This is a genomic window from Pseudomonas sp. 3MA1, from assembly GCF_029237275.1.
GTDB lineage: Bacteria > Pseudomonadota > Gammaproteobacteria > Pseudomonadales > Pseudomonadaceae > Aquipseudomonas > Aquipseudomonas fluorescens_AP.
Window position 1 is genome coordinate 77,998 of sequence record NZ_JAACFX010000013.1, and the last position, 19,385, is coordinate 97,382.

The window sequence follows — 19,385 nt, forward strand, 5'->3', positions numbered from 1 at the left end:
CGGCTACACAAACCCCGATCGGCATTGGATGTAGCCGCTGCTGAGCCACGGCGAAGCTGCGCAAAGGTCCGCAGGACCTTGCTTGACGATCGCCAGCCGAACCCGCAGCGGCCTCAAGAACGCTGCAGCAGCGGCTACAGCAATCTCGCCAGGCGCGCGGCCAGGGCCTTGGCTTGCAGGGCGACGTCGGTGACGGCGGTGCTTTCCCACCACAGGCCGCGCAACGGCGGGCCCATGGCGAACAGGCGCTCGGAGGCCTGGCCCCGGGCATCGTGCACGGCACCCTCCGCCGTGGCGCTGATGCCCAGGGCCAGAGGCCCGGGGCTGACCAGGCCGCGAGCCAGCAGTTGCTGCGGCAAGGGCCGCGCCACCCGGCGCCAGTCGTATTCGATGCCGCTGGAGTTGATCAGGGCGTCGCCCGCCACAGGCACGCTGTCCCGGCTGCCGCGATAGCGCAGGCGGATCGTCAGCCGGCCGTCGGCGCCCGGCTCCAGCCCCTGGTAGCAAGCGGCATGCACCCGCAACCGGCCTTGCTCTTGCAGGCGCGCCACCAGTTCCGCGCTCAAGGGCGGCGAGCGATGGTGATGGCTTTCCCACCAGGGCCGCACATGACGCACGAACTGGCGTTTCTGCACCTCGCTGGCCTGGCTCCACAAGCGCCCGATATGGGCCCGCACCGTGTCCAGCGGCGCTTGCCAGTCGATGCCCTGAGCCTCGGCCATGCGGCATTGCTGGCGCAGCGCCCGCAGCAGTTGCCGGGGGCTGCGCAGGCTCAGGTCGGCGCCGAGAAAATCCGCCCAGGCCGGCGGCTGGCGCCGCACGTGCGGCAGCAGCCCGTGCCGCGAGAACACTTCGATCGGCCCGCGATGCCCGGCATGCTCCAGGGACACCACGGCGTCCACCATGGTCAGCCCGGAGCCGATGATCAGCACCGTCGCCCCGGGATCGAGGCGGGCCATGGCGGCCACGTCCCAAGGGTCCAGCGCGGCGGCGTTGAGGCCGCTGGAGCGAGTCTGCGGCGTGCGCGCCGCCGGGAACATGCCGGTGGCCAGCACCGCCCGCGCGCCGCGCAGTTGCCGGCCATCGGCCAGGGTCAGGAGCACGCCGTCGGGGCTGGTTTCCAGGTCCACCGCTTCGCCCTGCACATGGCTCAGCGAGGAACCCTGCTCCCGGCCCTGGGCTTGCGCCTCGGCCAGCCGCTGCTGGACATAGACGCCAAACAGCCCGCGGGGCGGAAACAGTTCGCTGACCGGCACATGCTGGCGGTCCGACTCGGGCCAGCCGCCCTCGGCAATGTGCCGGGTCAGCCACTGGGTCAGATCGTCGGCGTTGTCCGGGTCGACGCTCATGCGCGCGGCGTTGCCGTTCAGGGTGTGGCCCAGCTCCACGGCGCTGTAGGCCTCGCCCCGCCCCAGTTCGCGGCGTGGCTCGATCACCAGGATCCGTCGCCGCCCCGGCCGGCGCAGCAATTGCGCGGCCAGCAAGGCGCCGCTGAGGCCGCCGCCGACAATCAGAATGTCCGCATCAGGGTGGGCCGGGGTGGCCTGTGGGGTGTGGCTCTGGCTCATGGCGTGCTCGCGGTCAATGTTTGCCCAGGTAGAAATCCTGCAGATCGCCCCGGGCCAGCAACTGCTCGGCGGTGCCGGACAGGGCCACCCGCCCGGTGTCCAGCAGGCAGGCGTGGGACGCGTACTTGAGCGCCAGATTAATGCTTTGTTCGGCGATCAGAAAACTGACCCCCGCCTCGCGATTGAGCTGGGCGACGATCTGAAAAATCTCCTGGACGATGATAGGCGCCAAGCCCATGGAAGGTTCGTCCAGCAGTACCAAAGTAGGATGGGTCATCAACGCCCGACCGATGGCCAGCATCTGCTGCTCGCCGCCCGAGGTCAGTCCGGCACGCACCTTGCGCTTGCTCAGCAGCCGCGGAAACCAGTGATAGATGCGCTCCAGGTCCTCGGCCAGCTGCCGGCGCCCCAGCCCGCGGACAAAGCCGCCGCTGCGCAGGTTGTCCTCCACGGTCAGTTGACCGAACACATGCCGCCCCTCCAGCACGTGCACCATGCCCTGGCGCACCCGCCGGCTGGGGTCGACCCCGGCCAGGTCCTGCCCGGCGAAGCGGATGCTGCCGCGCCCCAGCTGGGCCCGCTCGGCGCGGCCCAGGCCGGAGATGGCCTTGAGGGTGGTGCTCTTGCCGGCGCCATTGGCCCCCAGCAAGGCGACGATCGCCCCCTGGGGCACGTCCAGGGACACCCCGGCCACCCCGAGGATGGCGCCGTCGTAGATCACCTCGATGTCCTGCACCTGCAGCAGGTGCTCGGCCGCGCTGGCCGTGGCGCTGTGGCTCATGCTTCAGTCATCCCCGTTGCAGGTACGCGGCGTCAGTTGCTTTTCCTTGGCGAAGGCCGCGGCCTTGTCGTCGATCAGCGGCCGCAACAGCGCGCGGTCGGCGGCGATCCAGTCGCTGATCAGGGTCCAGTTGGCTCCGTCCCATTGCTGCACCCGCGCCGCGCCGCCGCCTTCGTGATCGCGGCACGACAGCTTGAGGTTCTGCATCAGCCCCAGGTAGCCCATGGCCTTGAGCCGGGCGTCGTCGATATTCAGGTGCTCCAGGCCCCAGCGCCCCTCTTCACCGTTGAGCGGGCGCTGGCCGAACTTGCCCTGGGCGGTGCGGATCGCCTCCACCGCCACCGCGGCGTTCACCAGCCCGGAGTTGTAGTACACGCTGCCGAAGTTCTTCAGGTCCTTGAGGTCGCTCTTGCCGGTATCGAGGATGTACTGCTTCAGGCGCTTGTGGATCTCGAAGTCGCTGCCTGCCGGGTACGGGGTCAGCGCCAGGTAGCCCTTGGCCGCGACCCCGGCCGGCAGCACGTCCTCGCTGGAGCTGGCCCAGATGTCGCCGATGATGTGATCCACCGGGAAGCCGAAGCGCGCCGCGGTCTTCACCGCCACCGGGGTCGACACGCCCCAGGTCCGCAGGAACACCCAGTCCGGGTTCTGCTGGCGGATCTGCCGCCATTGCGCCGATTGCTCGTTGCCCGGGTCGGCCACCGGAATCTGGATGTTCTCGAAGCCGTATTTTTCCGCCAGCAGCTTCAGCGGCCCGAGGGTTTCCCGGCCATAGGCGGAGTCGTGATAGAGCGTGGCGATCTTCTTGCCCTTGAGCTTGTCGAAGCCGCCCTCGCGCTGGGCGATGTAGTTCACCAGGGTCGAGGCCTCGCTGTAGAAGGTCAGCATCACCGGGAAGTTGTAGGGGAACACCGTGCCATCGGTGGCTTCGGTGCGACCGTAGCCCAGGGTAATCAGCGGGATCTTGTCGACCTCGGCGCGCTCGCTCAAGGCATAGGCCGCCGGTGCGCCGTTGGGCTGATAGACCGCCACCGGCGCGCCGTCCAGGCCCTTCTTGAAGCGCTCATAGCACTCGATGCCCTTCTCCGCGGTCCACTCGGTCTCGCATTCCTGCCACACCAGCTTGACCCCGTTGATCCCGCCCTCGACCTGATTGATGTAGTTCAGGTAGTCGATCATCCCGGCCCAGACCTGCACGCCGCTGGAGGCGTAGGCGCCGACCCGGTAGGTGGCCAGGGGGAAGAACTGCTGGTCCGGCGCGGCCTGGGCCTGCGGTGTCAGGGCCGTCGACAGCAGCAACGCCGCAGCGGCCAGGGAAGCTTTCAAGGATGCACGCATGTTGTCTCTCTAGGTCTTGGGTGGAATTCAGAAGCGCAGCGGCCAATGCCGCAGGCGCTCGCGCAGGTTGCTCAGCAGGCGGATCAGGCCCTCGGGCTCCTTGATCAGGAACAGGATGATCAGCACGCCAAAGATGATTTTCTGCAGGTTCTGCAACTGCCCGGCGTCCACCGCCCCGCCCAGCAGCCACTGCCCGGCATGACTGAGGAAGATCGGCAGCAGGCTGATGAAGGCCGCGCCGACGAAGTTGCCGGCGATGCTGCCCATGCCACCGATAATGATGATGAAGAGGATCTGGAACGAACGGTTGATATCGAAGCTGCCGGCGCTGGCGGTGCCCAGGTAGGCAAAGGCCCACAGCGCCCCGGCGATGCCCAGGTAGAACGAGCTGACGGCAAAGGCCTGGCGCTTGTAGCGGGCCACCGGGATGCCGATCACCGCGGCCGCGGTGTCCATGTCGCGGATCGCCATCCAGTTGCGGCCGATCTGGCTGTGCACCAGGTTCTGCGCCACCCGGGTCAGCAGCAGCACCGTCACCAGGGTCAGCAGATAGCGGCCCAGGGGGTGATTGAGATCATGGCCGAACAGCTCCAGGCGCGGCGCGGAAATGGTCCCCGAGGAGCCGTAGTTGTAGAACCAGGGAAACTTGACGAACAGCCACTCCAGAAAGAACTGCGCCGCCAGGGTGCTGACCATCAGGTAGAAGCCCTTGATCCGCGAACTCGGCAAGCCGAACACCCAGCCCACCAGGGCGCTGATCAGGCCGCCGCCCAGCAGGGCCAGGGGCAGCCCCAGCTCCGGCAGGCGCAGCAGAAAACCGTAGGTGGCAAACGCCCCGACCGCCATGAAGCCGGCGGCGCCCACCGAGGTCTGCCCGGTGTAGCCGGTCAGCAGGTTGAGCCCGAGCCCGGCCAGGGACAGCACCAGGAAGGGAATCAGAATGGCGTTGAGCCAATAGTCGTTGCCAACCAACGGCACCACGCCAAAGGCCAGCAGCAACAGGCCGATCAGGCCCCAGGGCAGACGGCGGCGGATCAACAGCAGCGGCGCCGTTTCCTGTGTCAGGGGAATGGACATCAATTCACACTCGCTCGATGGCCCGCTCGCCGAACAGGCCGGCGGGACGGATGTAGAGGAAGGCCAGGGCCAGGACATAGGCGAACCAGGGGCTGATGCCACCGCCGATCAGCGGGCCGATGTAGACCTCCGCCAGGTTCTCCGCGGCGCCGACGATCAGGCCCCCGGCAATTGCCCCGCCGATGGAGGTGAAGCCGCCGATGATCAGCACCGGCAGCGCCTTGAGCACCACCAGCGACAAGGAAAACTGCACCCCCTGGCGTGCGCCCCAGAGCAGCCCGGCCACCAGCCCCACCACCCCGGCCACGGCCCAGACGATCTGCCAGATGCGGTTGAGGTTGATGCCGATGGACAGCGCCGCCGTGGTGTCGTCGGCCACCGCCCGCAGCGAGATGCCGATGCGGGTCTTGTTGAACAGCAGCGCCAGCACCGTCACCAGCACCAGGGCGGTCGCGGCGGCGATCAGGTCGAACTGGCTGAGCATCAGCGGCCCGAGAAACAGCGGCACATCGCCGATCCCCAGGTCCAGGGCGCGCACCTGGGAGCCCATCAGCCCCTGGGCCAGGCCCTCGATGATGAACGACAGGCCCAGGGTGGCCATGAACAGGGTGATCTGCGAGCGGTTGACCAGGGGCCGCAGCACCAGGCGCTCGATCAGCCAGGCGCCGATGATCATCACCAGCACCGTCAGCAGCAGCGCCAGGGCAAAGGGCAGGCCCTGCTCGTGCAGGCTGACGAAGGTCAGGGCGGCGAACAGCAGCATCGCGCCCTGGGCGAAGTTGAACACGCCGCTGGCCTTGTAGATCAGCACGAAGCCGATGGCCACCAGGGAGTACAGGGTGCCGGCCAGCAGGCCGCCGAGCAGGGTTTCGAGGAAGAAACTCATTCGTGCACCACCCCCAGGTAGGCGGCGATCACTTCGGGATTGGCCTGGACCTCGGCTGGCGTACCGTCGCCCACCTTGCGTCCGTAGTCGAGGACCACCACGTGGTCGCACAGCTCCATGACCACCCCCATGTCGTGCTCGATCAGCACCACGCTGGTGCCCAGGTCGCGATTGATGTCGGCGATGAAACCGGCCATTTCCTGTTTTTCCTCGGCGTTCATCCCCGCCAGGGGTTCGTCCAGCAACAGCAGGCTGGGCCCGGCGATCAGCGCCCGCCCCAGCTCCACGCGCTTTTGCAGGCCGTAGGACAGGTTGCCCACCGGGATGTCGCGCAGCGCCTGCAAATCGAGAAACTGCAGGATGCCCTGGGCCAGCTGGCGAAAGTTCGCGGCCTCGCGCCGGGCCCGGGGCAAGCCAAGGGCCTGCTCGATCAGGTAGGTGCGCGAATGCCGCGACAGGCCGGTGAGCAGGTTGTCGATCACGCTCATTTTCTTGAACAGGGCATTGTTCTGGAACGTCCGGCCGATGCCACGGCGGGCGGCGCTCAGCGGGTCGATGCGCGAATAGCTCTGGCGGTCGAAGATCATCGCCCCGCTGTCGCAGCGATAGACCCCGTTGAGCAGGTTGAGCAACGAGCTCTTGCCGGCGCCGTTGGGTCCGATCAGCCCGCAGATTTCGCCACGGCGCACCTGGAACGACAGCCGGTTGATGGCCTTGACCCCCTTGAACGACAGGGAGATGTCACTGACTTGCAGAATGGGTTCGGCGTGGCTCATGCAATGTTCCGTGTGAATTCGCCGATCCAGGCCGGGGTTGCCGGTTGGGTCGTGGTCTGCGGGGCCTGCCAGATGAACTGCAAGCGGGAAAAGCCCAACAAGCGGCGTACATGCTGCTTGAGCAGCCGCGGCAGCGGCCTGTGGGGATGGGCGATGGCCCATTCGCACAGGCCCCGGCGCCAAGTGCCGGGGGGCGCCAGGCGGCTTTCGATTTCGTCCGCCAGCTGTTGCAGGCGCTGGGGCGACAGCAACAGCCCGCTGGGGGCCACCTCGCGCCGGTCGCGGCTGGCCGAGCCACGGCTTTCGGCAAAGGCCAGGCACTGGCCGCTGCCCAGCCACTGCTCCAGCAGCACCGTCAGGCCGCCTTGCCACTGCGTGCCCTCCTCGCTCCACAGCTGGCCTGTGCTGACCGGCATTCGCCAATAGGCCTGGCGCCGGGGCGGTTCGCCACGGCCCAGCAACTGGCTGAACGCCAACAAGGGCTGATGTGCGCCTTCGGGCAGGCGCGGCAAGGCTTGCCCGACAATCAACCGCTCTGGGGCCAGCGCGCTTTCACCGGCGGCGAGCCAATCCAGCACCTGCTGGCGGGAATGCACAAAGGCGTAGCTCGGCCGCAGACGCCACAGGCTCTGGCGCAACGCGTCCGGCGCCAGCGCGGGGTCCAGGCTCAGTACCTCGGCGCCGATGCTGTGGGCGGCCAGGGCCAGCAGAAGCAGGTCCGGCTCGAACTGGCCGCTGACCGCCAGCCGTGAATCGGCGTTCAAGCCCTGCTGGCGCAGGCCGTCGGCCAGGCGCTCGACATCGCGCCGCGCATCGATCCAGCGCCAGGCGTACCAATGGCCGTGACGCTTGTGGCGCAAAGCGCTGTGCAACGGGCTGACCTGAGCCCAATGACGCAACTGCTCCAGGGCCCCGCTCAACTGCAAGCGGTCCTTGGGGGCTAACGCATCCGCGGTGGGCGGACGCTTGAGTTGATGCACGCTCATGAATTGACCTCTTGGCAAACGCGTGCGGTGGTCCGCTGGCTGGATATAAACGGGGCTGGCCCTGGGACGCAGGTCGTGCGGGCCTCTTCGCTGGCAAGCCAGCTCCTACCGGAATTGGACGGCTCCCTGGTAGGAGCCGGCTTGCCGGCGAAGGCGTTGCTGACTCCGGCGCCTGTGTTGCGGGCCCTTTCGCTGGCGAGCCAGCTCCTACAGGGGTTGGGTCAGGCGCGGGCGCGTTGCACGGGTGCTTGGTGTTGCTCGCCCAGGTTGCGCCAGGCGTTGCCCGGGTGGCTTTCGGGCAGGCGCGGGCCGGTGCCGAAGAGCTTGTCCCGCAGGGTGCCGGGGGCGTAATCGGCCTTGTACACCCCGCGTTTCTGCAGCTCCGGGACCAACAGCTCAACCGCGTCGATAAAGGTTTCGTGGGTCAGGGCGTAGGCCAGGTTGAAGCCGTCGACATCGGTCTCCTCGACCCACTCCTGGAGCAGGTCGGCCACGGTTTCCGGGCTGCCGACAAACAACGGGCCAAAGCCACCGATGCCGACCCAGTCGGCCAGTTCGTGGGGCGTCCAGACCTTGTTCGGGTCCGCCGTGGAGAAGGCTTCCACCGCCGACTGGATGGCGTTGGTGTGCACGTGCTTGAGGGGCTCGTCGGGCTTGAAGCGGCTGAAGTCGATGCCGGTCCAGCCGGAAATCAGCGCCATGGCGCCCTCGTAGCTGACCCAGGACTTGTATTCCTCGAACTTGGCCTTGGCCAGGGCATCGGTTTCGCCGAGGATCACCGTCTGCAGGTTGAAGATCAGGATCTTCGACGGGTCGCGCCCGGCTTCGGCGGCGCGGCGGCGGATGTCGGCCACGGTCTTTTTCAGCAGCACCTTGGACGGCGCGGCCACGAACACGCATTCGGCGTGCTCGGCGGCGAACTGCTTGCCACGGCTGGACGCCCCGGCCTGGTACAGCACCGGGGTGCGTTGTGGCGACGGCTCGCACAGGTGGATGCCCGGCACCTGGAAGTGTTTGCCGACATGGCGGATCTCGTGGATCTTGCTCGGGTCGCTGAAGATCCGCCGCTCGCGGTCACGCAGGATCGCGCCGTCTTCCCAGCTGCCTTCCCAGAGCTTGTAGCAGACCTCCAGGTATTCCTCGGCGTAGTCGTAGCGGGCGTCGTGTTCGGTCTGCGCCTGCTGGCCGAGGTTCTTCGCTCCGCTCTCCAGGTAGGAGGTGACGATGTTCCAGCCGGCGCGGCCCTTCGTCAGGTGATCGAGGGTGGATAGGCGCCGGGCAAAGGGGTACGGATGCTCGAACGACAGCGAGGCGGTAAGGCCAAAGCCCAGGTGCTCGGTAACCAGGGCCATGGGCGGAATCAGTTGCAGCGGGTCGTTGACCGGCACCTGGGCCGCCTGGCGGATCGCCGCCTCGCCATTGCCGTTGTAGACGTCGTAGATGCCCAGCACATCGGCGATGAACAGTCCGTCGAACTTGCCCTTTTCAAGAATTTTCGCCAGGTCGGTCCAGTACTCCAGGTCCTTGTACTGCCAGGAGCGATCCCGGGGGTGGGCCCAGAGCCCCGGCGACTGGTGGCCGACGCAGTTCATGTCGAAGGCATTGAGGCGGATTTCACGGGACATCACACAGCACTCCTGAAACCTTGGGGCAGCGCGCCGTTGAGGCGGTAGTTGCCGACCAATTGATACTTCCAGCGCAGCGGGTCATGCAGGGCCTGTGGCTGCGGGCTACGCTGGCCGGTGAGTTCGAATTCGGCGTTGCCCGTCGCCAGCAGGGCTTCGCCGACGGCGATCGCCGCCTCGGCCAGGGCGACGGCGACTTCGGCCGGGTCCTGGTCCTGTTGCAGGCGCTGCCGAGCCCGCTCGTGCAGGGCCGCGGCCACCTCGATGCGGATCTGCAGATCGCCGAAGCGGCTGATGACATACGGGTCGTCGCTGGCCTTGCTCAGGCCGCTGCCGGACCAGGGCCGGGCCTGCTGGCGAACGAACTCCAGGGTCCGCTGCAACAGGTCGCGGGCCCGTTGCAGTTGCTCGCCGTTGGCGGCCAGGGCGGCCTGGGGGCTGTCGGGTTGGGTCAATGCGTTCATGGCGATGTCCTTTCAGTTCCAGGCGTGACGGGGCGGCTTGACGCCGTTGAGCAGGAAGTTGCCGATCAGGTGGTATTTCCAGCGCGCCGGATCGTGCAGGGTGTGGGTGCGGGCGTTGCGCCAGTGGCGGTCGAGGTTGTACCTGGACGACACCGAGCGGGTGCCGGCCAGCTCGAACAGCTTGCTGGCGGCGAGCAAGGCGCTTTCCGCCGACAGCACCTTGGCCTGGGCCACCACCAGCGAGGCCTGGGCGACGCTGTCTTCGCTGGGGCTGGCCAGGGCCTGGTCGACCGCTTCGGCGGCCTTGACCAGGATCGCCTCGGTGCCGTGCACCCGCCATTCCAGGTCGCCGATGGCGGCGATGGTGAACGGGTCCTGCCAGCCGTGATCCAGGCCGCTGTCGATCCACGGCCGCGATTGCCGGGCATGGTGCTTGGCGTCTTCCAGGGCGGCGACGGCGATGCCGATGTCCACCGCGGCCTGGATGATCTGCGAGATCGGACCGTCGGCGGTGGGTTGGTCGAAGGCCCGGTGGGCCGGGATCACCGCGCTGCGCGGCACTTGCACCGCCTTGAGGCTGACCCCGCCGCTGGCGGTGGTGCGCTGGCCGAAGCCGTCCCAGCTGTCGATCACCGTGAGGCCGGGGGTGTCGCGCTCGATAAAGGCGATGTGCGCCTGATTGTGCTCGTCCACCGCCACGGTCGGCACGATGTGGGCGAACAAGGCGCCGGTGCAGTAGAACTTCTCGCCATCGATCTGCGCCCGGTCTCCGTCGAAACGGATCCGGGTTTCAAAGGCGCCGACGTGTTTGCTGCCAGCCTCGGAAAACGCGTTGCCGAAGCGGTAGCCCTGCAACACCTTGGCGAAGTAGTACTGCTTCTGCTCTTCGCTGGCGGTCTGCAGCAGGATGTCCACCACCCCGAGGTGGTTCTGCGGCAACTGGCCCAGGGACGGATCGGCGGCGGAGATGAGCTTGATCACCTCGGTCAGGGTCACGTAGGACACCCCGGCGCCACCGTAGGCCCGGGGAATGGTGATGCCCCACAAGCCGCTGGCGGAGAACTGGTCCAGCTCGGCCCGTGGCAGGCGCCGTTCGCGGTCGCGCACCGCGGCCTCCACGGCAAAGCGCTGGGCCAGGTCCCGGGCGACACGGATGGCCTCGGCATCGCTGCGGATGAGGTGGGCACTGGGTGAGGGTTGGGCTGGGGCTGTCATGGGCCGACTCCACGTCCTGAAGATCAAGATGAACACCGCTGGGGTGCTCGCTATCAGGACAATTGCAGGAGTCGTGCCTAAATATAAAATCCTTTTATTTCAACAGCTTGAAGATTCTTTCAGAGAAAAGGCATCAACTGAAAACAGGCAAAATGTTCAACCGCTGTTGGCTAGCCAACAGTGACCGCCGCGCCTGGGCGATCAGTACACCACGTTGCGCACGAAGCGCGTGGCCAGGGGGCCGTCATTGCGATAGCCGTGGGGCACATGACTGGCGAACATGAAGAAATCGCCGCTTTCCAGGCGCCGCTCGGCGTCGCCGAAGAACAGCGTCAGGCAGCCCTCGACCACATAGATCTGCTCGCTCCAGCCGACGGTGTCGCACTCCGAGTGATAGACCTCGCCGGGCTCGAGCTGCCACTCCCAGAGTTCCACTTCACGGCTGGCTTCGGCCTTGGCCAGGAGCAGCGCCTTGCTCCCGGGGATGACGCCGGCCCAGGCCAGCTCGTTGATCCGGCTCGGGTCGCGGGAATCCGGGGCCTGGATCAGGTCGCTGAAAGCCACGTTCAAGGCCTCGGCCACCCGGTCCAGGGTGCCCAGGCTGACGTTCTTCTCCCCGGCCTCGATGGCCACCAGCATCCGCCGACTGACCGCGGACTTTTCCGCCAGGGCGCTCTGGCTCAGGCCTGCGGCATGGCGCAGGCGTCGCACGTTGAGGCTGACATGTTGCAGGACCGAAGCCCGTTGGACGTTATCTTTGTGCACTATATTGCTCGCTCTCCGGGCCTGCGCAGTATACTGCCCAGCTTCCGGCGCATTGTGCGTCCCCCCTCAGGTAGCACGCAAGGCCATGACTTCAACGCCCTCCCGCGCAACGCGCTTCCCACTCAGCAGGGCCGAAGCGGTGCTGGTGCTGATCACCATGATCTGGGGCGGCACCTTCCTGCTGGTGCAGCACGCCATGAGCGTCAGCGGACCGATGTTCTTTGTCGGCCTGCGCTTTGCCGCGGCGGCATGCATCGTCGCCCTGTTTTCACTGCGCCACCTGCGCGGTCTGACCCTGTTCGAGCTGCGCGCCGGGAGCTTCATCGGCACCGCCATCATGCTCGGCTACGGCCTGCAGACCGTCGGCCTGCAAAGCATTCCCAGCAGCCAGTCGGCGTTCATCACCGCCCTGTATGTGCCCTTTGTGCCCCTGCTGCAGTGGCTGTTCATGGGCAAGCGCCCGGGGTTGCTGCCGAGCATCGGCATCATGCTGGCCTTTAGCGGCCTGATGCTGCTGTCCGGGCCCAATGGCGCGTCACTGGACTTCAGCCCCGGCGAAATCGCCACCCTGATCAGCACCGTGGCGATTGCCGCGGAGATCATCCTCATCAGCAGCTTCGCCGGGCGGGTGGATGTGCGCCGGGTGACGGTGGTGCAACTGGCGGTCACCTCGCTGCTGGCCTTTGCCATGGTGCTGCCGACCGGCGAGGCGCTGCCGGCATTTTCCTGGCTGCTGCTGGCCAGCGCCCTGGGGCTGGGGGCGGCCAGTGCGGCGATCCAGGTGGCGATGAACTGGGCGCAGAAAAGCGTCTCGCCGACCCGCGCCACCCTGATCTATGCCGGTGAGCCGGTGTGGGCCGGGATCGTCGGGCGGATCGCTGGAGAACGCCTGCCCGGACTGGCGCTGCTGGGCGGGGCCTTGATCGTGCTGGCGGTGATTATCAGCGAATGGAAGCCCAAGGGCCGGGCCACGCCGGCATTGATCGACCAGACAGCGGACGGTGTGTAGGAGACGACTTGCCGGCCTCTTCGCTGGCAAGCCAGCTCCTACGGTTGGCAGGGACATCGCGGGGGATCTGTAGGAGCCGGCTTGCCGGCGAAGGCGATCTTGCGGACCTCTTCGCTGGCGAGCCAGCGCCTAGAGCGCGGGGTCGCCGGGGGCGTAGAGCCAGGTCGGGACGGTCAACGACCCCTTGTGCTTGGGCTCCAGCAGTACCCGGTCATTTTCAGGCTCGCCGTGGAAATAGAAATAGGCGTGGTAGAGCACGTGCCCCTCGGCAAAGGCACGATCGAAATAGAGCACCGTGCCCGCTGGCAGCTGGTAGGTCCGATCATCCCCCATCGGGCCTTCGATGATCAGCGCCTGGCGGGTCTTGAGCATGTCGGGTCGGTCGAGATAATGCTCCACACCCACCCCCAACCCGGCGCCGAAGGCGGTGAACAGCAAGGCGAAACAGCCGCGTCGAAACAGCCGGCCCAGGGCCGATCCTTTAATCATTTGCACCCTTGTCGATCCTTGTGGCGGCTTGAGCTGGGCAGGACATTTGCCCCACAGCACCCGGTGAACGGGCGCATTCGGCCTTTGTCTCCTACCTTTGAAAGCGCATGTAACATTTCTTTGGGGGGCCGGGCCGCCCATGGCGGTTGGTGATCGGCGGCCTGGCACGTATTATGCGTCATACTTTTCCGCAGATTAGAAGCCTATGTCCCTGATAGTTCTACTGCTTCTGCCATTCATTGGCAGCTGTCTGGCGGCCCTGCTGCCGCACAACGCACGTAACACTGAATCTCTGCTGGCTGGCCTGGTGGCACTCATTGGCACCATCCAGGTGGCGTTGCTGTACCCGCAGATCGCCGACGGCGGGATTATCCGCGAGGAATATACCTGGCTGCCAAGCCTGGGTTTGAATTTCGTGCTGCGTCTGGACGGATTCGCCTGGCTGTTCTCGTTGCTGGTGCTGGGCATCGGCAGCCTGGTGGCGCTGTACGCGCGCTACTACATGTCGCCGGAAGATCCGGTGCCGCGCTTCTTCGCCTTCTTCCTGGCGTTCATGGGGGCCATGCTCGGCCTGGTGATCTCCGGCAACCTGATCCAGATGGTGTTCTTCTGGGAGCTCACCAGCCTGTTCTCGTTCCTGCTGATCGGCTACTGGCACCACCGCTCCGACGCCCGCCGCGGCGCCTACATGGCGCTGATGGTCACCGGCGCCGGGGGCTTGTGCCTGCTGGCGGGGGTCATGCTGCTCGGCCATGTGGTCGGCAGCTACGACCTGGATCAGGTGCTAGCTGCCGGAGACAAGATCCGCGCCCACGCGCTCTATCCGATCCTGTTGCCCTTGATCCTGCTGGGCGCCTTGAGCAAGAGCGCGCAGTTCCCCTTCCACTTCTGGCTCCCCCACGCCATGGCCGCGCCAACGCCGGTCTCGGCCTACCTGCACTCGGCGACCATGGTCAAGGCCGGGGTGTTTCTCCTGGCCCGCCTGTGGCCGTCGTTGTCCGGCACCCAAGAATGGTTCTACATCGTCAGCGGCGCCGGGGCCTGCACCCTGGTGCTGGGCGCCTACTGCGCGATGTTCCAGAACGATCTGAAAGGCCTGCTGGCCTACTCCACCATCAGCCATCTGGGGCTGATCACCCTGCTGCTGGGCCTGAACAGCCCGCTGGCGGCGGTGGCGGCGGTGTTCCACATCCTCAACCACGCCACCTTCAAGGCGTCCTTGTTCATGGCCGCCGGGATCATCGACCACGAGAGCGGCAGCCGCGATATCCGCAAGCTCAACGGCCTGATCAAGTTGATGCCCTACACCGCGACCCTGGCCATGGTGGCCAGCGCCTCCATGGCCGGGGTGCCGCTGCTCAACGGCTTCCTGTCCAAGGAGATGTTCTTCGCCGAGACGGTGTTCATCAATTCCAGCGCCTGGGTGGAAATCGCCCTGCCGGTGATCGCCACCCTCGCCGGAACCTTCAGCGTCGCCTATGCCTTGCGCTTCACGGTCGACGTATTCTTCGGCGAGCCGGCCACCGACCTGCCGCACACGCCCCACGAGCCGCCACGCTGGATGCGCGCCCCGGTTGAGCTGCTGGTGTTCACCTGCCTGCTGGTGGGCATGTTCCCGGCGCAGATCATCGGTCCGCTGCTGGCCGCCGCCGCGCGGCCAGTGGTGGGCGGCACCCTGCCCGAGTACAGCCTGGCGATCTGGCACGGCCTCAATGCGCCGATGATCATGAGCCTGATCGCCATGTCCTGCGGCATCGTGCTCTACCTGCTGCTGCACAAGCCGCTGGTGGCGGGGCGTTTCGCCTACCCGCCGGTGGTGGGCCGTCTCAACGGCAAGCTGCTGTTCGAACGCAGCCTGGTGGGCATGACCCGCCTGGCCCGGCGACTGGAGCGGCGGCTGAGCACCAAGCGCCTGCAGACCCAGCTGTTTCTGCTGATTCTGGCGGCGGTGATCACCGGCCTGATTCCCATGCTCTACAGCCAGCTGACCTGGGGCGACCGGCCGAAGATTCCCGGCTCCATCGTCTTCGTGACCTTCTGGCTGCTGGCCATCGCCTGTGCCCTGGGCGCCGCCTGGCAGGCCAAGTATCACCGTCTCGCGGCCCTGACCATGGTCAGCGTCTGCGGGCTGATGACCTGCGTGACCTTCGTCTGGTTCTCGGCGCCGGACCTGGCCCTGACCCAGCTGGTGGTGGAGGTGGTGACCACGGTGCTGATCCTGCTCGGCCTGCGCTGGCTGCCACGGCGGATCGAAGAAGTCTCGCCGCTGCCCAGCAGCCTGCCCAAGGCGCGCATCCGCCGCCTGCGCGACCTGAGCCTGTCGGTGGCCGTGGGCCTGGGCATGGCGGTGCTGTCCTACGCCATGCTGACCCGTCCGACCCCCAACGACATTTCCTCGTTCTACCTCAGCCGTGCCTTGCCTGAAGGCGGCGGCACCAACGTGGTCAACGTCACCCTGGTGGACTTCCGCAGCTTCGACACCCTGGGCGAGATCACCGTGCTGGCGGCGGTGGCCCTGACCGTGTTCGCCCTGCTGCGGCGCTTCCGCCCGCCCAAGGAGAGCATGCAGCTGCCGGCGCAACAGCGCCTGCTGGCCCCGGACGTGGTCACCGACCTGGTCAACCCGCGCCAGGCCAGCGACACCGCCCTGGGCTTCATGATGGTGCCGGCGGTGCTGGTGCGCCTGCTGCTGCCGATTGCCCTGGTGGTGTCCTTCTACCTGTTCATGCGCGGGCACAACCTGCCGGGCGGCGGTTTTGTCGCCGGGCTGGTGATGTCGGTGGCCTTCATCCTCCAGTACATGGTGGCGGGCACCCAATGGGTAGAGGCCCAGATGAGCCTGCGGCCGCTGCGCTGGATGGGCACCGGCCTGCTGTTCGCCCTGGCCACCGGCCTCGGCGCGCTGGCCTGGGGCTACCCGTTCCTCACCACCCACACGGTGCACGTGGACCTGCCGCTGTTCGGTGATATCCATATCGCCAGCGCCTTGTTCTTCGACATCGGCGTGTACGCGGTGGTGCTGGGCGCGACCCTGCTGATCCTCACCGCCCTGGCGCACCAGTCGGTGCGGGCCCACAAACCGGCCAGCCAATCCAAATCCCTGATCAAGAGCGGAGCCGCCTGATGGAAGAAGTCATCGCAATCGCCATTGGGGTCCTCGCCGCTTCCGGGGTCTGGCTGGTCCTGCGCCCGCGGACCTTCCAGGTGGTGATGGGCCTGTGCCTGCTGTCCTACGCGGTCAACCTGTTCATCTTCAGCATGGGCAGCCTGTTCATCGGCAAGGAGCCGATCGTCAAGGACGGTGTGCCCCAGGACCTGCTGCACTACACCGACCCCCTGCCCCAGGCCCTGGTGCTCACCGCCATCGTCATCAGCTTCGCCATGACCGCACTGTTCCTGGTGGTGCTCCTGGCGTCCCGGGGCCTGACCGGCACTGACCACGTCGACGGCCGGGAGCCCAAGGAATGAGTTCGTTGTCGCACCTGATCGTCGCCCCCATCCTCCTGCCGCTGCTGACCGCCGCGGTGATGTTGCTGCTGGGAGAAAAGCACCGCCCGCTGAAGGCCCGCATCAACCTGTTGTCGACCCTCTTGGGCCTGGGCCTGGCGGCCTACCTGCTGTACTGGACCCAGGTCCAGGGCGCCACCGGCTCCTTCGGCGTGTACCTGCCGAGCAACTGGCAGGTGCCGTTCGGCATCGTCCTGGTGGTCGATCGCCTGTCGGCGCTGATGCTGGTGCTCACCGGGATCATCGGGGTAAGCGCGCTGCTGTTCGCCATGGCCCGCTGGGACGGCGCCGGGGCCAGCTTCCATGCGTTGTTCCAGATCCAGCTGATGGGCCTGTACGGCGCCTTCCTCACCGCCGACCTGTTCAACCTGTTCGTGTTCTTCGAGGTGCTGCTGGCGGCCTCCTACGGCCTGATGCTGCACGGCTCGGGCCGGGCGCGGGTGTCCTCGGGGCTGCACTACATCACCATCAACCTGCTGGCCTCGTCGCTGTTCCTGATCGGCACGGCGATGATCTACGGGGTCACCGGGACCCTGAACATGGCCGACCTGGCGATGAAGATCCCCCTGGTGCCGGAAGCCGACCGCGGCCTGCTGCACGCCGGCACGGCGATCCTGGCCATCGCCTTCCTGGCCAAGGCCGGGATGTGGCCGCTGAACTTCTGGCTGGTGCCGGCCTATTCCTCGGCCAGCGCCCCGGTGGCGGCGCTGTTCGCGATCATGACCAAGGTCGGCATCTACACCGTGCTGCGCCTGTGGACCCTGCTGTTCTCCGGACAGGCCGGGGCCTCGGCCTATTTCGGCAACCAGTGGCTGATCTACGGCGGCCTGGCGACGATCTTCTGCGCGGCCCTGGCGATTCTTCCGGCCCAGCGCCTGGAGCGCATGGCCAGCCTGAGCATCCTGGTGTCGGCGGGCATCCTGATCGCGGTGATCGGCTTCGCCCAGCCGGCGCTCACCGGCGCGGCGCTGTTCTACCTGTTCAGCTCGACCCTGGCGCTGTGCGCGCTGTTCCTGCTGGCGGAGCTGATCGAGCGTTCGCGTTCGGCGGTGGAAGTGCCCCTGGAAGACGAAGGCGAAATCCTCCCGCGGCCCATGGAACCCCTGCCGCCGCCCCGGGGCAGCAACCTCGATGACGAACAGCAAGTGGTGGTCGGCCAGGTGATTCCCTGGACCATGGCCTTCCTCGGCCTGAGCTTCATTGCCTGCGCCCTGCTGATCATCGGCATGCCGCCGCTGTCGGGCTTTATCGGCAAGCTCAACCTGATCGCCGCCCTGCTCAACCCGACGGGCCTGGGCACCAGCAGCGACACGCCGATCCCGCTGGCGGGCTGGCTTTTCCTGGTGCTGCTGATCCTCTCCGGCCTGGCCTCGCTGATCGCCTTCGCGCGCCTGGGGATCCAGCGCTTCTGGAGCCCGGAGGAGCGGCCCTCGCCCGTGTTGCGGCGCCTGGAATGCCTGCCGATCGTGGCGCTGCTGGGGCTCTGCGTGCTGCTCAGCTTCAAGGCCGAGCCGCTGCTGCGCTTCACCCAGGCCACCGCCGACAGCCTCAATCATCCGGAGCACTATGTGATGGCGGTGCTGGGCACCCGCACCGTGCTCAGCCCCGAGTCCAAGGCCGCCGCGGCGCTGGAGGTGCAACCATGAAGCGCCTGTTCCCCGCGCCCTTCCTGTCCCTGGCGCTGTGGCTGCTGTGGCTGGTGCTGAACCTGTCCATCAGCCCCGGCAATCTGCTGCTGGGGGCCATCCTGGGCTTTCTCGCGCCTTTGCTGATGCGCCCGTTGCGGCCGTTGCCGATCCGCATCCGCCGCCCCGGCACCATCCTGCGCCTGCTGTTGCGGGTGGGCTGCGACGTGGTGCTCTCGAACCTGATCGTGGCCTGGGGCGTGCTCAACGACGGACGCCGCCCGGTGCGCTCGGCCTTCGTCAAGATTCCCCTGGACCTGCGCGACGCCAACGGCCTGGCGGCGCTGTCCACCATCACCACGGTGGTGCCGGGCACGGTCTGGTCCGAGCTGTCCCTGGACCGCAGCATTCTCCTGCTGCACGTCTTCGATCTGCAGGATGAAGGGCAATTCATCCAGCACTTCAAGGCGACCTACGAGCGCCCGCTGATGGAGATTTTCGAATGAGCGTGCTGTTGACCAACGCAATCTTGCTGAGCCTGTTCCTGTTTTCCCTGGCCATGGTCCTGACCCTGGTGCGCCTGTTCAAGGGCCCCTCGGCCCAGGACCGGGTCCTGGCCCTGGACTACCTGTACATCCTGGCGATGCTGATGATGCTGGTGCTGGGCATCCGCTACGCCAGTGACACCTACTTCGAGGCGGCGCTGCTGATCGCCCTGTTCGGCTTTGTCGGCTCCTTCGCCCTGGCCAAATTCCTCCTGCGCGGCGAGGTGATCGAATGAACAGCCTGGAACAACTGCCCCTCTGGGTGGAGGTCCTGGTGGCCGTGCTGCTGGTGATCAGCAGCCTGTTCGCCCTGATCGGCGCCCTGGGCATCCTGCGCATGAAGAGCTACTTCCAGCGCATGCACCCGCCGGCCCTGGCCTCGACCATGGGCTCCTGGACCGTGGCCCTGGCCTCGATCCTGTACTTTTCCGCGCTCAAGTCCGGACCGGTGCTGCACGCCTGGCTGATCCCGATCCTGCTGGCGATCACCGTGCCGGTCACCACCCTGCTGCTGGCCCGGGCGGCGCTGTTCCGCAAGCGCATGGCCGGCGACGATGTCCCGGCGGAAGTCAGCAGCAAACGCAACGAAAGCGGCAACTGAGCTCACCCACCCCATGTAGGAGCCGGCTTGCCGGCGAAGAGGCCTGTGAGCCTTGCAGCGACCGCGAAAACGCTTTCGCTGGCAAGCCAGCTCCTACGCAAGCCCGTTCCTACACAAGCAGCCCGCAG

Annotated in this window: 18 protein-coding genes and 1 pseudogene; 7 read left to right on the forward strand and 12 right to left on the reverse strand. The window is 66.9% G+C overall.

Annotated features, from left to right (window positions below; all coding sequences use genetic code 11):
* Window positions 1-134 precede the first annotated feature (134 nt).
* The 11 genes from GWQ44_RS26765 to GWQ44_RS26815 form a co-directional block, all read right to left on the reverse strand.
* Complete coding sequence (locus GWQ44_RS26765; protein WP_275928672.1) at window positions 135-1,568, reverse strand: FAD/NAD(P)-binding protein; 1,434 nt, start codon at window positions 1,566-1,568, stop codon at window positions 135-137.
* A gap of 13 nt (window positions 1,569-1,581) precedes the next feature.
* On the reverse strand, window positions 1,582-2,349 hold the full coding sequence (locus tag GWQ44_RS26770) for an ABC transporter ATP-binding protein (protein ID WP_047303971.1): 768 nt from the start codon (window positions 2,347-2,349) through the stop codon (window positions 1,582-1,584).
* Window positions 2,350-2,352: 3 nt separating this feature from the next.
* The gene (locus tag GWQ44_RS26775) at window positions 2,353-3,687 is read right to left on the reverse strand and encodes an ABC transporter substrate-binding protein (RefSeq protein WP_103742219.1); all 1,335 of its coding nucleotides are present in this window, start codon (window positions 3,685-3,687) and stop codon (window positions 2,353-2,355) included.
* 27 nt (window positions 3,688-3,714) lie between these two features.
* Entirely contained in the window at window positions 3,715-4,764 is a 1,050-nt protein-coding gene (locus GWQ44_RS26780) for a branched-chain amino acid ABC transporter permease (RefSeq protein ID WP_103742221.1), read from the reverse strand.
* A 4-nt stretch (window positions 4,765-4,768) separates the two neighbouring features.
* On the reverse strand, window positions 4,769-5,650 hold the full coding sequence (locus GWQ44_RS26785) for a branched-chain amino acid ABC transporter permease (protein ID WP_275928673.1): 882 nt from the start codon (window positions 5,648-5,650) through the stop codon (window positions 4,769-4,771).
* The gene (locus GWQ44_RS26790) at window positions 5,647-6,426 is read right to left on the reverse strand and encodes an ABC transporter ATP-binding protein (RefSeq protein ID WP_016962846.1); all 780 of its coding nucleotides are present in this window, start codon (window positions 6,424-6,426) and stop codon (window positions 5,647-5,649) included. Before GWQ44_RS26790 ends, GWQ44_RS26785 begins: the two co-directional genes overlap by 4 nt.
* The gene (locus GWQ44_RS26795; RefSeq protein ID WP_275928674.1) at window positions 6,423-7,412 is read right to left on the reverse strand and encodes an AMP-binding protein; all 990 of its coding nucleotides are present in this window, start codon (window positions 7,410-7,412) and stop codon (window positions 6,423-6,425) included. Before GWQ44_RS26795 ends, GWQ44_RS26790 begins: the two co-directional genes overlap by 4 nt.
* Before the next feature lie 221 nt (window positions 7,413-7,633).
* Window positions 7,634-9,037: an LLM class flavin-dependent oxidoreductase gene (locus GWQ44_RS26800; protein ID WP_275928675.1), complete on the reverse strand. Its 1,404-nt coding sequence runs from the start codon at window positions 9,035-9,037 to the stop codon at window positions 7,634-7,636.
* The gene (locus tag GWQ44_RS26805; protein ID WP_275928676.1) at window positions 9,037-9,501 is read right to left on the reverse strand and encodes an acyl-CoA dehydrogenase; all 465 of its coding nucleotides are present in this window, start codon (window positions 9,499-9,501) and stop codon (window positions 9,037-9,039) included. Before GWQ44_RS26805 ends, GWQ44_RS26800 begins: the two co-directional genes overlap by 1 nt.
* Before the next feature lie 12 nt (window positions 9,502-9,513).
* The gene (locus GWQ44_RS26810; RefSeq protein WP_275928677.1) at window positions 9,514-10,716 is read right to left on the reverse strand and encodes an SfnB family sulfur acquisition oxidoreductase; all 1,203 of its coding nucleotides are present in this window, start codon (window positions 10,714-10,716) and stop codon (window positions 9,514-9,516) included.
* 201 nt (window positions 10,717-10,917) lie between these two features.
* Entirely contained in the window at window positions 10,918-11,481 is a 564-nt protein-coding gene (locus tag GWQ44_RS26815) for an XRE family transcriptional regulator (protein WP_016962852.1), read from the reverse strand.
* On the opposite strand from GWQ44_RS26815, the pseudogene GWQ44_RS26820 reads away from it, so the two are divergent.
* A pseudogene (locus tag GWQ44_RS26820) lies at window positions 11,476-12,490 on the forward strand (DMT family transporter). The gene GWQ44_RS26815 and the pseudogene GWQ44_RS26820 sit on opposite strands and share 6 nt — an antisense overlap.
* Before the next feature lie 129 nt (window positions 12,491-12,619).
* Here the strand turns inward: GWQ44_RS26820 and GWQ44_RS26825 are convergent.
* On the reverse strand, window positions 12,620-12,979 hold the full coding sequence (locus GWQ44_RS26825) for a hypothetical protein (protein ID WP_275928678.1): 360 nt from the start codon (window positions 12,977-12,979) through the stop codon (window positions 12,620-12,622).
* Between the two features lie 205 nt (window positions 12,980-13,184).
* Between GWQ44_RS26825 and GWQ44_RS26830 the strand changes: the two genes are divergently transcribed.
* Genes GWQ44_RS26830 through GWQ44_RS26855 form a run of 6 tightly spaced genes read left to right on the forward strand, consistent with a single transcriptional unit; the run spans window position 13,185 to window position 19,257 of the window.
* Window positions 13,185-16,103, forward strand: coding sequence for a monovalent cation/H+ antiporter subunit A (locus tag GWQ44_RS26830; protein ID WP_016962855.1), 2,919 nt, complete (start codon window positions 13,185-13,187; stop codon window positions 16,101-16,103).
* Window positions 16,103-16,447: a Na+/H+ antiporter subunit C gene (locus GWQ44_RS26835; RefSeq protein WP_011060906.1), complete on the forward strand. Its 345-nt coding sequence runs from the start codon at window positions 16,103-16,105 to the stop codon at window positions 16,445-16,447. The genes GWQ44_RS26830 and GWQ44_RS26835 overlap by 1 nt, the downstream gene beginning before the upstream one ends.
* Window positions 16,444-18,132 carry a monovalent cation/H+ antiporter subunit D gene (locus GWQ44_RS26840; RefSeq protein WP_047303953.1) on the forward strand — a complete coding sequence of 563 codons (1,689 nt, stop codon included), beginning with the start codon at window positions 16,444-16,446 and terminating at the stop codon, window positions 18,130-18,132. The genes GWQ44_RS26835 and GWQ44_RS26840 overlap by 4 nt, the downstream gene beginning before the upstream one ends.
* Entirely contained in the window at window positions 18,129-18,617 is a 489-nt protein-coding gene (locus GWQ44_RS26845; protein WP_047303952.1) for a Na+/H+ antiporter subunit E, read from the forward strand. The genes GWQ44_RS26840 and GWQ44_RS26845 overlap by 4 nt, the downstream gene beginning before the upstream one ends.
* Complete coding sequence (locus tag GWQ44_RS26850; protein ID WP_016962858.1) at window positions 18,614-18,892, forward strand: K+/H+ antiporter subunit F; 279 nt, start codon at window positions 18,614-18,616, stop codon at window positions 18,890-18,892. Before GWQ44_RS26845 ends, GWQ44_RS26850 begins: the two co-directional genes overlap by 4 nt.
* Complete coding sequence (locus GWQ44_RS26855) at window positions 18,889-19,257, forward strand: Na+/H+ antiporter subunit G (RefSeq protein ID WP_103740716.1); 369 nt, start codon at window positions 18,889-18,891, stop codon at window positions 19,255-19,257. Before GWQ44_RS26850 ends, GWQ44_RS26855 begins: the two co-directional genes overlap by 4 nt.
* The last annotated feature ends 128 nt before the right edge of the window (window positions 19,258-19,385 follow it).

Bases quoted from the DNA above. Each gene is read 5' to 3' on its own strand.
- GWQ44_RS26765 (WP_275928672.1), bottom strand. From the start codon at position 1,568: ATGAGCCAGAGCCACACCCCACAGGCCACCCCGGCCCACCCTGATGCG.
- GWQ44_RS26770 (WP_047303971.1), bottom strand. From the start codon at position 2,349: ATGAGCCACAGCGCCACGGCCAGCGCGGCCGAGCACCTGCTGCAGGTG.
- GWQ44_RS26775 (WP_103742219.1), bottom strand. From the start codon at position 3,687: ATGCGTGCATCCTTGAAAGCTTCCCTGGCCGCTGCGGCGTTGCTGCTG.
- GWQ44_RS26780 (WP_103742221.1), bottom strand. From the start codon at position 4,764: ATGTCCATTCCCCTGACACAGGAAACGGCGCCGCTGCTGTTGATCCGC.
- GWQ44_RS26785 (WP_275928673.1), bottom strand. From the start codon at position 5,650: ATGAGTTTCTTCCTCGAAACCCTGCTCGGCGGCCTGCTGGCCGGCACC.
- GWQ44_RS26790 (WP_016962846.1), bottom strand. From the start codon at position 6,426: ATGAGCCACGCCGAACCCATTCTGCAAGTCAGTGACATCTCCCTGTCG.
- GWQ44_RS26795 (WP_275928674.1), bottom strand. From the start codon at position 7,412: ATGAGCGTGCATCAACTCAAGCGTCCGCCCACCGCGGATGCGTTAGCC.
- GWQ44_RS26800 (WP_275928675.1), bottom strand. From the start codon at position 9,037: ATGTCCCGTGAAATCCGCCTCAATGCCTTCGACATGAACTGCGTCGGC.
- GWQ44_RS26805 (WP_275928676.1), bottom strand. From the start codon at position 9,501: ATGAACGCATTGACCCAACCCGACAGCCCCCAGGCCGCCCTGGCCGCC.
- GWQ44_RS26810 (WP_275928677.1), bottom strand. From the start codon at position 10,716: ATGACAGCCCCAGCCCAACCCTCACCCAGTGCCCACCTCATCCGCAGC.
- GWQ44_RS26825 (WP_275928678.1), bottom strand. From the start codon at position 12,979: ATGATTAAAGGATCGGCCCTGGGCCGGCTGTTTCGACGCGGCTGTTTC.
- GWQ44_RS26830 (WP_016962855.1), top strand. From the start codon at position 13,185: ATGTCCCTGATAGTTCTACTGCTTCTGCCATTCATTGGCAGCTGTCTG.
- GWQ44_RS26835 (WP_011060906.1), top strand. From the start codon at position 16,103: ATGGAAGAAGTCATCGCAATCGCCATTGGGGTCCTCGCCGCTTCCGGG.
- GWQ44_RS26840 (WP_047303953.1), top strand. From the start codon at position 16,444: ATGAGTTCGTTGTCGCACCTGATCGTCGCCCCCATCCTCCTGCCGCTG.
- GWQ44_RS26845 (WP_047303952.1), top strand. From the start codon at position 18,129: ATGAAGCGCCTGTTCCCCGCGCCCTTCCTGTCCCTGGCGCTGTGGCTG.
- GWQ44_RS26850 (WP_016962858.1), top strand. From the start codon at position 18,614: ATGAGCGTGCTGTTGACCAACGCAATCTTGCTGAGCCTGTTCCTGTTT.
- GWQ44_RS26855 (WP_103740716.1), top strand. From the start codon at position 18,889: ATGAACAGCCTGGAACAACTGCCCCTCTGGGTGGAGGTCCTGGTGGCC.